Origin of the sequence: Pseudomonas sp. TYF_14, assembly GCF_043105275.1 — a bacterium.
Classification (GTDB): domain Bacteria; phylum Pseudomonadota; class Gammaproteobacteria; order Pseudomonadales; family Pseudomonadaceae; genus Aquipseudomonas; species Aquipseudomonas alloputida.
In genome coordinates, this window is the sequence record NZ_JBICLK010000055.1 from 24,058 (window position 1) to 38,399 (window position 14,342).

Sequence of the window (14,342 nt, forward strand, 5' to 3'; positions counted from 1 at the left end):
CAAGATTTTTGTGCCCGCGTGGCCTGTTCTACGGCGCCGTCGCGGGTCTGGATTTTTTACTTGCCCGACTTGACCTTGGTCCAGCTGCGGGTCATCAGCCGTTGCACCTTGGGTGGCAACTCTGAGTTCACGAACATCTTGTCCAGCACTTCCTGCGGTGGGTAAACCGCGGCGTCAGTCCTTACGGCCTGGTCCATCAGGGCGCCAGCCTTGGGGTTCGGGTTGGCGTAACCGACGTAATCACTGACCTGGGCGATAACCTCAGGTTTCAGCAAATAGTTGATGAAGGCATGCGCCTCTTTGACGTTCTTGGCGTCCTTGGGGATCGCCAGCACGTCGAACCAGAGGTTGCCGCCTTCCTTGGGAATGGCGTAGGCCAGGTTCACACCCTTCTTCGCTTCTTCAGCGCGGGCCTTGGCCTGGAATACATCACCCGAGAAACCTGCCGCGACGCAGATGTCGCCATTGGCCAGGTCGGTGATGTACTTGGACGAGTGGAAGTAGGTCACGTACGGGCGCACGGCCAGCAGCTTCTGCTCGGCCTTGGCGTAATCCTTGGGGTCGGTGCTGTTCGGGTTGAGGCCCATGTAGTTGAGCACCGCTGGCAGCATTTCGTCCGCCGAGTCGAGGAAGGCCACACCGCACTTGGAGAGCTTCTTCATGTTTTCGGGTTCGAACAGCACGGCCCAGGAGTCGATGGTGTCCACGCCCAGCGCGGCCTTGACCTTGTCGACGTTGTAACCGATGCCGTTGGTACCCCACAGGTAAGGCACCGCGTACTGGTTGCCCGGGTCGTTCTTTTCCAGGCGCTTCATCAACGCCGGGTCGAGATTGGAATAGTTGGGCAGCAGGTTCTTGTCGAGCTTCTGGAAGGCGCCCGCCTTGATCTGCTTGCCGAGGAAATGGTTGGACGGCACCACCACGTCATAGCCGGTGTTACCGGCCAGCAGCTTGCCTTCCAGGGTTTCGTTGGAGTCGAACACATCTTGCACAGGCTTGATGCCCGTGGCTTTCTCGAAGTCCGCGAGTGTGGTGGGGCCGATGTAGTCGGACCAGTTATAGAAGTGCACCGTCGGCGCCGCTTGGACGCTGCATGCCAGCGTCAGGCCCGCGCCAGCCATCAAGGCCTTGCGGAATACAGAAATAGACAAGTGGGGGTCCTCACAATCAGTGCCTGGGTAGCGACAATGCTGCCGCACACGCAAAACCGGCGCGCAACTTAACTTCGCAGCTTCGATGCCGCAATCATCAATTACCTTTCAATGGCTCTGGGCCGAAAAACCCGGCCCAGAGCTGTCGCATCGGGCTTACTTGCCCGACTTGATCTTCGTCCAGCTGCGGGTGATCACTCGCTGCACAGAAGCGTCAGGCGCAGCGATCGCGTACAGCTGCTTCTTCACTTCGGCAGGCGGGTAGATGCTTGGGTCGCTGGTGATGTCTTTGTCCACGAACAGGGTGGCAGCAGCGTTACCGTTCGGGAAGCGCACGGCGTTGGTGATTTCAGCCATGATTTCCGGCTGCATCAGGAAGTTCATGAACTGGTAGGCAGCGTCTTTATGTTCGGCATCTTTCGGGATGGCGACCATGTCGTAGAAAGTACCGGCACCTTCCTTCGGAATGACGTAGTCCACTTTGACCTTGTCGCCCGCTTCATGGGCACGGGCCTTGGACTGCTCCAGGTCACCCGAGTAACCGACGGCTACACAGATGTTGCCGTTGGCCATGTCGCCGATGTACTTGGACGAGTGGAAGTAGGTGATCGAAGGACGGATCTTGAGGAACAGGTCCTCGGCGGCCTTCAGGTCTTCTTTCTTGGTGCTGTCGGTCGGCTTGCCGAGGTAGTGCAGCGCAGCCGGGAGCATTTCGGTCGGGGCGTCGAGGAAGCTCACGCCGCAGCTCTTGAGCTTGGCGATGTTCTCAGGCTTGAACACCACGTCCCACGAATCGATCTTGTCCACGCCCAGCGCAGCCTTGACCTTCTCCGGGTTGTAGCCGATGCCGATCGAGCCCCACATATAAGGGAAGGCATGCTTGTTGTCCTTGTCGCTGGCATCGCCAACGGCCTTGAGCAGGTCAGGATCGAGGTTCTTCCAGTTCGGCAGCTTGGAACGGTCCAGCTCCTCGTACACGCCCGCCTTGATCTGCTTGGCCAGGAAATTGTTCGAAGGCACGACGATGTCATAGCCCGACTTGCCTGCCAGCAGCTTGGCTTCCAGGGTTTCGTTGCTGTCGAAGACGTCGTACTTGACCTTGATCCCTGTCTGCTTCTCGAACTTGGCGATGGTGTCCGGAGCGATGTAGTCAGACCAGTTATAGACGTTCAACACTTTGTCTTCAGCCTGAACAGCGGAGGCCATGGCACCCATCAGGGCGGCGGCCAGCAACGTCTTGCCCATTTTATTCATGCGTAATGCTCCAGAATTTTTATTTAGCAACTGTCCAGCAGCCAGAACCCACGGTGCAGAGCGCGCGGCGACTGAAACAGTCGCTAGTCTGGCAAGTTACAAGGCCCTGTATCAAGGAAAGCAGGGCCATGTAACGACTTAATGTCACAACGCTAGCCTAGCAAACGCTTATTGAATCGCCTCAAGGGTCAGGTCCAGGCACTTGCGCGCCTTTTCCACCAGTTCGTCGATCTCCGCATGGCTGATTACCAGCGGCGGCGCGATGATCATGGTGTCACCCACCGCACGCATGATCAGGCCGTTCTCGAAGCAGAAGGTGCGACAGATCATGCCAACGCCATTGCCCTCGTAACGGCTGCGGGTTGCCTTGTCCTTGACCAGCTCGATCGCTCCCAGCATGCCCAGGCCGCGCACTTCACCCACCAGTGGATGGTCTTGCAGCTCGCGCAAACGCTTTTGCAAATACGGTGCCGCTTCCGTGCGCGCCTTCTCGACAATTTTCTCGTCACGCAGAATGCGCAGGTTTTCCAGGCCCACCGCGGCCGCCACCGGGTGGCCGGAGTAGGTGAAACCGTGGTTGAAGTCGCCGCCTTCGCTGATCACCTTGGCCACGGTGTCACGCACGATCACACCGCCCATGGGGATGTAACCGGAGGTCAGGCCTTTCGCGATGGTCATCAGGTCGGGCTTGAGGTCGTAGTAGTCCGAGCCGAACCACTCGCCGGTACGGCCGAAGCCGCAGATCACCTCGTCGGCGACGAACAGGATGTCGTACCTGGCGAGGATCTCCTTCACCTTCGGCCAGTAGGTTTCCGGCGGGATGATCACGCCACCAGCGCCCTGGATCGGCTCGGCGATGAAGGCCGCGACGTTGTCTTCGCCGACTTCGAGGATCTTCTTCTCCAACTGCTCGGCGGCCCAGACACCGAATTCGTCAGGGGTCATGTCGCCTCCCTCGCCGAACCAGTACGGCTGAGGGATGTGCACGATGCCCGGGATCGGCAGGCCACCCTGCTCGTGCATGCCGCTCATACCGCCCAGGCATGCACCGGCGAAGGTGGAGCCGTGGTAACCGTTGATGCGGCCGATGATGGTCTGCTTGTGCGGTTTGCCCTTCAGCGCCCAGTAGTGACGCACCATGCGCAGCACAGTGTCGTTGCCTTCGGAGCCGGAGCCGGTGAAGAACACATGGGTCATACCTTTCGGCGCCACGTCGGTGATCGCCTTGGCCAGCTCGAGCGCAGGCGGGTGAGCGGTCTGGAAGAACAGGTTGTAGTACGGCAGCTCGCGCATCTGTTTTTCCGCCGCCTGCACCAGCTCTTCACGTCCGTAGCCGACCGCCACGCACCATAGACCGGCCATGCCGTCGAGGATCTTGTGTCCCTCGCTATCCCACAAATGCACACCCTGGGCCTTGGTGATGATGCGCGGCCCCTTCTCCTTCAGCTGCTTGTAGTCACTGAAAGGTGCGAGGTGATGCTCCCCGCTCAGGGTTTGCCATTCACGGGTTTGCGGGTTGTTGACGCTCATGTGCTTCTCCGTTATTGGACCGCCGCGCTCCTGCGGCACCAGGGTTGATCAGACAGCGAACAGCAGGAACTCACGCTCCCACGAACTGATGACGCGCTTGAAGTTTTCATGCTCGGCGCGCTTGGTAGCGACATACCCGGTGATGAATTTCTTGCCCAGGTACTGCACCAGCGCACGGCTGTTTTCCATGCGTTCCAAGGCGTCCTCGATGGTCAGGGGCAGGCGCAGGTTGCGGCGTTCGTAGCCACGGCCCTGCACTGGCGCGCTGGCCTCGATACCTTCGACCATGCCGATGTAGCCACACAGCAGGCTGGCGGCGATGGCCAGGTACGGGTTGGCGTCGGCGCCCGGCAGGCGGTTCTCGACGCGCCGGCTTTGCGGGCCGGCATCCGGTACGCGCAGGCCGACGGTGCGGTTTTCTTCGCCCCACTCCACGTTCACCGGCGCCGAAGTGTCGGGCAGGAAGCGGCGGAACGAGTTGACGTTGGGCGCGAACAGCGGCAGCGCCTCGGGGATGAACTTCTGCAGGCCGCCGATGTGGTTGAGGAACAGCGCGCTCATGCTGCCGTCTTCATTGCTGAAGATGTTCTTGCCGGTGGCCACGTCGACCACACTCTGGTGCAGGTGCATGGCACTGCCCGGCTCGCCGGTCATCGGTTTGGCCATGAAGGTGGCAGCCACGTTGTGCTTGAGCGCCGCCTCGCGCATGGTGCGCTTGAACACCAGGATCTGGTCGGCCAGGTGCAGGGCGTCGCCGTGACGGAAGTTGATTTCCATCTGCGCCGTGCCGTCTTCGTGGATCAGCGTGTCGAGGTCCAGCTGCTGCAGCTCGCACCAGTCGTAGACGTCTTCGAACAGCGGGTCGAATTCGTTGGCAGCTTCGATCGAGAACGACTGACGACCGGTTTCCGGGCGACCGGAACGGCCTACCGGGGGCTGCAGCGGAAAGTCCGGGTCTTCGCTGCGCTTGGTCAGGTAGAACTCCATCTCGGGGGCGACGATCGGCTGCCAGCCCTTGTCGGCGTATAGCTTGAGCACTTTCTTCAGCACGTTGCGCGGCGACAGTTCGACCGGGTTGCCCTTCTTGTCGTAGGTGTCGTGGATGACCTGTGCGGTCGGCTCGATGGCCCACGGCACGAGGAACACAGCGTTCTCATCAGGGCGGCAGATCATGTCGATGTCTGCCGGGTCGAGCAGTTCGTAATAGATGTCGTCGTCGACGTAGTCGCCGGTCACGGTCTGCAGCAGCACGCTCTCGGGCAGCCGCATGCCTTTTTCAGCGATGAATTTGTTGGTTGGCGAAATCTTGCCGCGCGTGATGCCGGTCAGGTCGCTGATCATGCATTCGACTTCGGTGATCTTGTGCTCTTTCAACCAATCGGTGAGCTGGTCGAGGTTGTTACTCATAAATACCTCAGGAGGTAAGGTGGTCCGCGACTTGATTCTGGATGGAGTCGATTGCTAAAGCAAAAACCCACGCGCAGAGCCACAGTGGATACACTGAAATCAGCTGTGTCCGTAATGAGTTCAAAAGGCAGGAAGGTGAAGCGAAAGGCGGCAAGCCGCTGCGAGGACCGGTCCGGGAACGCGAAACGTCAATTATTGCGGCCAGGGCGACCACGCCATTGACGAAGCTTGCAAAAACGACGGAGGTACCCGATGGCACTGCGCAGGCAATGCTTTCAGGTCGCGGCAAGCGGACCATGTGACCCTCGTATTATTGTGTTTTGGGTTGAAACCGAGCTTAGCCTTGTTCATTTTTTTACACAACACCTCCGTAAAAAATAAAACACGGCGCACCGGAGATAGCCCTTTACCCGGGAAATAGCGGATAATGGATTGCCCCGATATGCAGCAAATCTGCCGTAGATGTGCCATTTCAGGGCATCATGGGGTCGGCTTGACATCAGTATCTCTTTTCGATTGACTGGTCTTGCAAGCCCCCCTTGATTGATATTTTTAACAACAAAGGTGTTGCATCATGTCGGTACCCCCGCGTGCCGTTCAGCTTAACGAAGCGAACGCGTTCCTTAAGGAACATCCTGAGGTTCTCTACGTTGACCTTCTGATTGCAGATATGAATGGTGTGGTGCGTGGCAAGCGCATAGAGCGCACCAGCCTCCACAAGGTTTACGAGAAAGGCATCAATCTGCCGGCCTCCCTCTTTGCCCTGGACATCAACGGTTCCACCGTCGAAAGCACCGGGCTGGGCCTGGACATCGGCGATGCTGACCGCATCTGCTATCCAATCCCCGACACGCTCTGTAACGAGCCATGGCAAAAGCGCCCCACCGCCCAGCTGCTGATGACCATGCACGAGCTGGAAGGCGAGCCGTTCTTCGCCGACCCGCGCGAAGTGCTGCGTCAGGTGGTGACCAAGTTCGACGAACTGGGCCTGACTATCTGCGCCGCATTCGAGCTGGAGTTCTACCTGATCGACCAGGAGAACGTGAACGGCCGCCCGCAGCCACCACGCTCGCCAATTTCGGGCAAACGCCCGCAGTCGACCCAGGTGTACCTGATCGACGACCTCGACGAATATGCCGACTGCCTGCAGGACATCCTCGAAGGCGCGAAAGAACAAGGCATCCCGGCCGACGCCATCGTCAAGGAAAGCGCCCCGGCGCAGTTCGAAGTCAACCTGCACCACGTGGCCGACCCGCTCAAGGCCTGCGACTACGCGGTACTGCTCAAGCGGTTGATCAAGAACATCGCCTACGACCATGAAATGGACACCACCTTCATGGCCAAGCCCTATCCGGGCCAGGCAGGCAACGGCCTGCACGTGCACATTTCCGTGCTGGACAAAGATGGCAACAACATCTTCACCAGCGAGGATCCCGAGCAGAACGCCGCGCTACGTCACGCTGTCGGCGGTGTGCTCGAGACCCTGCCCGCGTCCATGGCCTTCCTTTGCCCGAACGTCAACTCGTACCGCCGCTTTGGCGCGCAGTTCTACGTGCCGAACGCGCCAAGCTGGGGCCTGGACAACCGCACCGTAGCGCTGCGCGTACCGACCGGCTCGGCCGATGCCGTGCGCATCGAGCACCGCGTCGCCGGTGCCGACGCCAACCCGTACCTGATGATGGCTGCCGTACTGGCTGGCGTGCACCATGGCCTGACCAACAAGATCGAGCCAGGCGCGCCGATCGAAGGCAACTCGTACGAGCAGCTGGAGCAGAGCCTGCCGAACAACCTGCGCGATGCCCTGCGCGAGCTGGACGACAGCGAGATCCTGAACAAGTACATCGATCCGAAGTACATCGACATCTTCGTCGCGTGCAAGGAAAGCGAGCTGGAAGAGTTCGAGCACTCGATCTCCGACCTCGAGTACAACTGGTACCTGCATACCGTGTAAACGAAAACGCCGCCCCTCAAGGGCGGCGTTTTTGTTTGAGACCGGTGTCGCCCTCTTCGCGGGCACGCCCGCTCCCGCAGGGTAATTTCGAAGGCTGAAGCCTGTGACTTACCTGTGGGAGCGGGCGTGCGCGCGAAGAGGGCGGCCCAGGCTTACAGGGGCTTCTCGAAAATCTTCGAATTGCGCTGGTAGTTGTACAGCGAAGCCCGCGCCGCCGGCAGCCGCTCCACGCCACTCGGCGCAAAGCCGCGCTCGCGGAACCAGTGCGCAGTGCGCGTAGTCAGCACGAACAAAGTACTCAAGCCCATCTGCCGTGCCCGGCTTTCGATGCGTTCCAGCAGCTCATCGCCACGCCCGCCATGGCGGTACTCCGGGTTCACAGCCAGGCAAGCCAGCTCCCCTGCTTCGGAATCGGCAATCGGGTACAGCGCCGCACAGGCGATGATCATGCCCTCGCGCTCGACCACGCTGAACTGCTCGATCTCTCGCTCCAGCACTTCGCGCGAGCGGCGCACCAGGATGCCCTGCTCTTCCAGCGGGCTGATCAATTCCAGCAGGCCACCGACGTCCTCGATGGTCGCCTCGCGCACCACTTCGAACTGCTCCTGCGACACCAGCGTACCGCCACCGCCCCGTGTGAACAGCTCGGTGAGCAGCGCGCCGTCCTCGGCATAGCTGACGATATGGCTGCGCGCCACACCGCCTTTGCAAGCCTCGGCCGCAGCATCCAGCAGTTCGCCCTGGTAATCGCTGCCTAGACGCTGCAGATGCGGAGCTACCTGCTGCGGGCGCAGTTCGCGCACCAGCCTACCGTCAGCGTCCAACAGGCCCGGCTCGGCGCCGAACAGCAGCAACTTGTCGGCGCCCAGTTCGATGGCCGCGCGGGTAGCCACGTCTTCGCAGGCCAGGTTGAAGATTTCCCCGGTAGGCGAGTAGCCCAAGGGCGACAACAGCACGATGGAACGCTCGTCGAGCAGGCGGCTGATGCCCTTGCGGTCGACCCGGCGTACTTCGCCAGTGTGGTGGTAGTCCACGCCTTCGAGCACGCCGATCGGCCGCGCGGTGACCAGGTTGCCGGAGGCCACGCGCAGGCGCGAGCCCTGCATCGGCGAAGCGGCGATGTCCATCGACAGCCGCGCTTCAATGGCCAGGCGCAGGGCGCCGACGGCATCGATCACGCAGTCCAGGGTGGCCGCATCAGTAATACGCATGCCCCGGTGGTAGTGCGGGGTCAGGCCGCGATCGGCCAGCCGGCTTTCGATCTGCGGGCGCGAGCCATGCACCAGCACCAGCCGCACGCCGAGGCTGTGCAGCAGCACCAGGTCGTGGACGATATTGCCGAAATTAGGGTGTTCCACCCCATCGCCAGGGAGCATGACCACGAAGGTGCAGTCGCGATGGGCATTGATATAGGGGGATGCATGACGCAGCCAGTTGACGTAATCGGGCATGACAGGGCCTGTGGATAAGTGGACGGAGAACGGCGATGCAGGGGGCGTTCAGGATCATCGTCGGAACAGGCTTGCGGTCACGCGCGGTCTCCTCTAGGCAGGAACGAATCAGTTCGATTGACGTTTAGTGCAGGCAATAGTGCCGGATCAGGTCACGCAATAGACGCACGGTAGGCTCGATTCGTGACATTTCAAGGTATTCGCCGGGCTGGTGGGCACAGGCAATGTCGCCAGGGCCCAGCACGATGGTCTGGCAGCCCAGTTGCTGAAGATAAGGTGCTTCGGTGCCGAACGCCACCGCTTCAGCGCGATGGCCAGTCAGGCGCTCCGCGACCTGTACCAGTTCGACATCGGCTGCCTGCTCGAACGGCGGCACCTCCGGGAACAGCGGCGCATAGTCGATGCGCACCTCATGGCGCTCGGCCACGGGTACCAGCTTTTCGCGAATGGCCGCGCGCAGCTGGTCCACGTCCATGCCCGGCAGCGGCCGCAGGTCGAACTCCAGGGCGCACTGGCCGCAGATACGGTTGGGGTTGTCACCGCCGTGGATGCAGCCGAAGTTCATGGTCGGGGTCGGCACGGTGAATTGCGGGTTGCTATAGGTTTGTTGCCACTGCTGGCGCAGGCCCATCAGCTCGCCCATGACCGCATGCATGGCCTCCATGGCGCTGCGGCCCAGGCTTGGGTCCGACGAATGGCCGCTGCGACCGAGGATGTCGATGCGGTCCATGAGGATGCCCTTGTGCATGCGGATCGGCCGCAGCCCGGTAGGCTCACCGATGATCGCTGCACGGCCCAGTGGCTGGCCGGCCTCGGCCAGGGCACGGGCGCCGGACATGGAGCTTTCTTCATCGCAGGTGGCAAGGATCAGCAGCGGCTCCTTGAAGTCGTGCTCCAGCAGCGGGATGACCGCTTCGATGACCAGGGCGAAGAAGCCCTTCATGTCGCAGCTGCCCAGGCCGACCCAACGGCCATCGGTCTCGGTCAGCTTCAGCGGGTCGCTGGCCCACAGCTGTTCGTCATAGGGAACGGTATCGCTGTGCCCGGCCAGCACCAGCCCTCCCGGGCCGGTGCCACGGCTGGCCAGCAGGTTGAACTTGCCGGGGCTGACCTGCTGGATATCGCACTTGAAACCCAGGTCGCCCAGCCAACCGGCCAGCAGGTCGATAACCTGGCGGTTGGAGTGGTCCAGCGCAGGTTGGGTACAGCTGACCGAAGGCGCGGCGATCAAGGCGGCAAACTGGTCTTTCAGCGTCGGCAACGGCATGCGCGTACTCCTCGGAAACGTTGCCCATCATAGGACTATCCGCTGTCTGGAATAAACCGTTGAGGGCTGACTGCTGTAGACTCTCTGCCAACCACGCCCCCTCTTTCGAGTCTGTGATGCACAAAGAAACCGAACTGAAGCTCCGCGCCAGCCGCGAGACCCTTGCCGCCCTGCGCGAGCACCCTCTGCTGAAAAAGCGCAACAAGTCCGGCTGGCAGACCCGTGAACTGCTCAACCAGTACTTCGACACCCCCGAGCGTGAGCTGTCCGCCGCCCGTGTCGCCCTGCGCCTGCGCCGCGATGGCGACGCTGTCATCCAAACCCTCAAGTGCCGCGGCCAGAGCGTGGCTGGCCTGTCAGAGCGCAACGAGTACGAATGGAATCTGGACAAGGTCAAGCTCGACCTGAAGAAGCTGGACGCCACCTGCTGGCCCGAGCAACTGGCCAACCTGGACAAGAAAACCATCAAGCCGCTGTTCACCACCGACTTCAGCCGTGAATACGCTGAAATCGCCTGGGGCCGTGGCAAGAGCAAGGTGGTGATCGAGGCTGCACTGGACCAAGGCTTCGTGATCGCCGGCAAGCGCAAGGAAGAGATCTGCGAGCTGGAGCTGGAGCTGCGTGAAGGTGGACCGCAAGCACTGCTGGAACTGGCTGCAGAACTGGCCGCCAGCCTGCCACTGATGCCGTGCGACATCAGCAAGGCTGAGCGCGGTTACCGCCTGCTGGAACCGGACAGCTACGAGCTGGACCTGCCGCACACCGCGCTGGACGCCGAAATGGCCCTGGACGACGCCTATGCCGCCCTCGCCTGGCAGCTGCTGGGCAGCAGCCAGCGCCTGGCCGAGCAGTACCGCCACAACGGCCACTGGCGCCTGCTCCAGGACTGGGTCGAGTGCCTGAGCGAGCTGCGCGCGCTCACCGCCAGCCTGGGCCAGGCAGCACCGCGCGCCACCACCCGCGACCTGCGCGCCAGCCTTGATGCCTTGCTTGAGGACTGGCGCCCGCTGGTGCAGGCCGGCAACGATGACGAAGACATCCGTCGCGCCGCGCCCGAGCAGTTTGCCGAAGAGCTGGAAGACGTACGCTGGGGCCAGTTCTCGCTGGAAACCTCACGCTGGCTGATGGCCCGGACCTGGACCGCAGAGCGCAAGGGCCGCGGCGAACGCCAGGGCAAGGCGCAACTGGCCAGCTGGCTGGGGCACCTGCTGGGCGAGGAAGGCCGCGCGCTGAAGCTGCCGCTGTACACCCAGCGCCCGGAAGACCTGGCCGAGCAGCTGCCACGTATCGAGCAACTTCTGGCCTGGCTGCACCACGCCCGCCAGGTGCTGGAAGCGCCGCAAATGGACCGCTTGTACGGCGACCTGAAAAAGCTGCACGAGCTGGCCGAGCAGCCCATCAGCGATGAAGTGCTGGAAGCGCGTATCGAACAGGCTCGGGCGGTGGACCAGAGCCGCGGCTGGAAGCACCTGCTCAAGGCGTGATACCGCGTCGCCTGCTTCGCGGGTAAACCCGCTCCTACAAAGGTTCGCGCCAGGCGTGAGGCCGGTGTAGGCGCGGGTTTACCCGCGAATGGCCTCACCGCGGTAGCGGCAGGCTAGTGGTGGACTTGATCTCGGAAAGCGCCACAATCGAGTTCACCTCCTGAATCCCCGGCACGTTCGACAGTTTTTCGAAGAAGAACCGCTCGTAGGCCTCGATGTCCGACGTGACGATTCGCAGCAGAAAGTCCACGGCCCCCATCAGCACATAACACTCCAGCACCTCAGGGAACCCGCGGATCGCCTCGGTGAACTCGGTAAAGTTGGAGCGCCCATGGGCGTTCAGTTTCACTTCGGCGAAAATCTGCGTGTTCAGGCCGACCTTCTTGCGGTCCAGCAAGGTCACCTGCCCACGAATCACCCCCTCTTCCTTCAAGCGCTGAATGCGCCGCCAGCACGGCGATTGCGACAGCCCGACGCGCTCTGCGATCTGTGCACTGGACAGCGAAGCGTCCTCCTGCAGCAGCTCGAGGATGCGACGGTCGTAGGCGTCCAGCTCGCTGTGCATTATTTATTCTCCACACCATATTTTCTTGAATAAAAAAAATCGCCAAGTGGGCGAAATCACCCAATCATAGCGAAAAAATACCGCCAGCAACGTGCAAGAATTTCTCCCTCATTTGCGGAGACCAGTATGAACGCACAGCCCCGTACCGACGCCTGGGCCGCCAACAACGCCCACAGCACCGTGCACTATCGCCTGCAGGCCGAGGCCGAGCCCGATTGCCTGTGCCGGGTGCTCAACCTGTTCGCCTTGCAGTTCCTGACCCCGCATAGCGTGCAGGTCAGCCAGCAGGATGACTGGCTGGATATCGAAATCGGCATTGGCGGGTTGAGCTGGCACCGGGCCGAGGTCATTGCACAGAAACTGCGTAACCTGGTGTGTGTGGGTGAGGTGAGCCTGACCAACTTGCAGCGAGTGGCGTTGGCAGTGGTCTGAGCGTCCGGCACCGACGCAGCAAAATCCCGAAACCCTTCAGCTCCGATCGCTTTTCGCCGCCCGGCTAGCCTTGATCAGCACTACCCGATCAGGCACGGACGCCAACCATGCACACCCCCGACAACCCCGCACTCGACCTCAAGCGCGTGCTCCAGGCCCTGCTCGCTGACCAGCACCTGCACGCCAGCGATACCCTGCAAGTACTCGAACACGCCGCTGCCCACCCCGCTAGCCACCCGTTGGAGCACATCGCCGCCTGCAGCCTGGAAAGCCGCCAGCACCCCGGCCAGCCCCTGGACCTGGAGTACCTTTGCCAATGGCTGGCCGACAAGGTCGGCCAACCCTACCTGCGCATCGACCCCATGCAACTCGACCTGCCCCAGGTCACCGGCCTGCTCTCCCCAGCCTTCGCCCAGCGCCACGGCATCCTCATCGTCGCGGCTGATGCCTCCAGCGTCACCGTCGCCAGCGCCCAGCCTTTCCAGGATGACTGGCAGGCCGACCTGGCCCGCAGCCTCGGCCGGTCGATCCGTCGCGTACTGGCCAGCCCGCAGCAGATCCGTCAGTCAGCGCAGTCGTTCCACCGCCTGGCCCAGTCGGTAAAAGGCGCGCAATACCAGCAGTCGGCGAGCCTGGGGGAACTTGAGCAATTGCTTGAGCTGGGCAAACGCCAGACCGAGGCCAGCGCAGACGACGCGCATATCGTGCATATCGTCGACTGGCTGTTGCAGTACGCCATCGAGCAACGCGCCAGCGATATCCACCTGGAACCACGCCGCGAACAGGGCCAGCTGCGCTACCGTATCGATGGCCTGCTGCACACCGTCTACGCCTTCCCCGCCGGGGTCACCCTGGCCCTCGTCAGCCGCCTGAAACACCTGGGCCGCATGGACGTTGCAGAGAAGCGCCGGCCGCAGGACGGCCGGCTGCAAAGCCGCCTACCCGGTGGTGGCGAAGTGGAGCTGCGGCTTTCGACCCTGCCCACCCCATTTGGCGAGAAACTGGTGTTGCGCCTGTTCGACCCGCACCAGTTGCAAGAGGGCTTCGACCGCCTTGGCCTGCACGGCCAGCAACTGGCCCAATGGCAGCGCCTGCTTCGTCAGCGCCAAGGCATCATCCTGGTCACCGGCCCCACCGGCTCCGGCAAGACCAGCACGCTGTACACCAGCCTCAAACTGCTGGCCACACCACAGGTCAACCTGTGCACCATCGAAGACCCGATCGAGCGCCTGGAGCCAGCCTTCAACCAGTTGCAGGTGCAGCCCGCGCTGGACCTGGGGTTTGCCAACGCGGTCAGGGCCATGCTGCGCCAAGACCCCGACATCATCATGATCGGCGAAATCCGCGACCGCGAAACCGCCCTGGTGGCGGTGCAGGCAGCGCTGACCGGGCACCTGGTGCTATCGACCCTGCATACCAACGACGCCTGCGCAGCAATCACCCGCCTGCAAGAGCTGGGTGTGGCCGACTACCTGATCAAGGCAACGCTTATCGGGGTGATGGCCCAGCGCCTGGTGCGGACTGTCTGCACCGACTGCCAGGCAGGTTCATCAGCCACCTGCCGAGCCTGCCGCGGCACCGGTTTTCAGGGGCGCACGGGATTATTCGAACTGCTCGAGCCCAGCGACACCTTGCGCGCATTGATCGGCCCTGATGCCGACCTGACCTGTTTGCGGCGCCAGGCGCTGGCCGATGGCCTGGTTGACCTGCGCCGTTGCGGCGAGGCCAAGGTGGCCGCTGGGCAGACCCGTGCCGAGGAAGTGCTGCGCGTCTGCAACTGACGAAAAGTCCTTTGTATTCAAGGAACTTGCCTTGCCCGAAAAGATCCAAGCGCGCATCTTCAACCATCA

At 62.0% G+C, this 14,342-nt stretch carries 12 protein-coding genes; 5 read left to right on the plus strand and 7 right to left on the minus strand.

What is annotated here, in order from left to right:
* Positions 1-56 precede the first annotated feature (56 nt).
* From ACF8O8_RS14770 to ACF8O8_RS14785, 4 genes are all read right to left on the minus strand, one after another.
* On the minus strand, positions 57-1,151 hold the full coding sequence (locus ACF8O8_RS14770) for a polyamine ABC transporter substrate-binding protein (RefSeq protein WP_010955707.1): 1,095 nt from the start codon (positions 1,149-1,151) through the stop codon (positions 57-59).
* Between the two features lie 156 nt (positions 1,152-1,307).
* On the minus strand, positions 1,308-2,405 hold the full coding sequence (locus tag ACF8O8_RS14775; RefSeq protein ID WP_392509899.1) for a polyamine ABC transporter substrate-binding protein: 1,098 nt from the start codon (positions 2,403-2,405) through the stop codon (positions 1,308-1,310).
* 168 nt (positions 2,406-2,573) lie between these two features.
* The gene (locus tag ACF8O8_RS14780; protein ID WP_392509900.1) at positions 2,574-3,935 is read right to left on the minus strand and encodes an aspartate aminotransferase family protein; all 1,362 of its coding nucleotides are present in this window, start codon (positions 3,933-3,935) and stop codon (positions 2,574-2,576) included.
* Between the two features lie 48 nt (positions 3,936-3,983).
* Entirely contained in the window at positions 3,984-5,342 is a 1,359-nt protein-coding gene (locus tag ACF8O8_RS14785) for a glutamine synthetase family protein (RefSeq protein ID WP_010955710.1), read from the minus strand.
* 41 nt (positions 5,343-5,383) lie between these two features.
* Between ACF8O8_RS14785 and ACF8O8_RS14790 the strand changes: the two genes are divergently transcribed.
* Together ACF8O8_RS14790 and ACF8O8_RS14795 are read left to right on the plus strand one after the other, a co-directional pair.
* The gene (locus ACF8O8_RS14790) at positions 5,384-5,644 is read left to right on the plus strand and encodes a hypothetical protein (RefSeq protein ID WP_350298453.1); all 261 of its coding nucleotides are present in this window, start codon (positions 5,384-5,386) and stop codon (positions 5,642-5,644) included.
* Positions 5,645-5,916: 272 nt separating this feature from the next.
* Entirely contained in the window at positions 5,917-7,293 is a 1,377-nt protein-coding gene (locus tag ACF8O8_RS14795) for a glutamine synthetase family protein (protein ID WP_010955711.1), read from the plus strand.
* A gap of 152 nt (positions 7,294-7,445) precedes the next feature.
* On the opposite strand, the gene argA is transcribed toward ACF8O8_RS14795, so the two are convergent.
* Positions 7,446-8,744, minus strand: coding sequence for an amino-acid N-acetyltransferase (gene argA, locus ACF8O8_RS14800; RefSeq protein WP_003253723.1), 1,299 nt, complete (start codon positions 8,742-8,744; stop codon positions 7,446-7,448).
* A gap of 124 nt (positions 8,745-8,868) precedes the next feature.
* Complete coding sequence (gene argE, locus ACF8O8_RS14805; RefSeq protein ID WP_392509901.1) at positions 8,869-10,011, minus strand: acetylornithine deacetylase; 1,143 nt, start codon at positions 10,009-10,011, stop codon at positions 8,869-8,871.
* A gap of 116 nt (positions 10,012-10,127) precedes the next feature.
* Between argE and ACF8O8_RS14810 the strand changes: the two genes are divergently transcribed.
* The gene (locus tag ACF8O8_RS14810; protein WP_392509902.1) at positions 10,128-11,495 is read left to right on the plus strand and encodes an inorganic triphosphatase; all 1,368 of its coding nucleotides are present in this window, start codon (positions 10,128-10,130) and stop codon (positions 11,493-11,495) included.
* 94 nt (positions 11,496-11,589) lie between these two features.
* Here ACF8O8_RS14810 and ACF8O8_RS14815 read toward each other — a convergent pair whose 3' ends face one another.
* Complete coding sequence (locus ACF8O8_RS14815; protein WP_010955714.1) at positions 11,590-12,060, minus strand: Lrp/AsnC family transcriptional regulator; 471 nt, start codon at positions 12,058-12,060, stop codon at positions 11,590-11,592.
* Positions 12,061-12,186: 126 nt separating this feature from the next.
* On the opposite strand from ACF8O8_RS14815, the gene ACF8O8_RS14820 reads away from it, so the two are divergent.
* A complete protein-coding gene (locus ACF8O8_RS14820) occupies positions 12,187-12,492 on the plus strand; it encodes a hypothetical protein (protein WP_350298450.1) in 306 nt (101 codons plus the stop codon).
* A gap of 107 nt (positions 12,493-12,599) precedes the next feature.
* Complete coding sequence (locus ACF8O8_RS14825; RefSeq protein ID WP_392509903.1) at positions 12,600-14,273, plus strand: GspE/PulE family protein; 1,674 nt, start codon at positions 12,600-12,602, stop codon at positions 14,271-14,273.
* Positions 14,274-14,342: the final 69 nt, after the last annotated feature.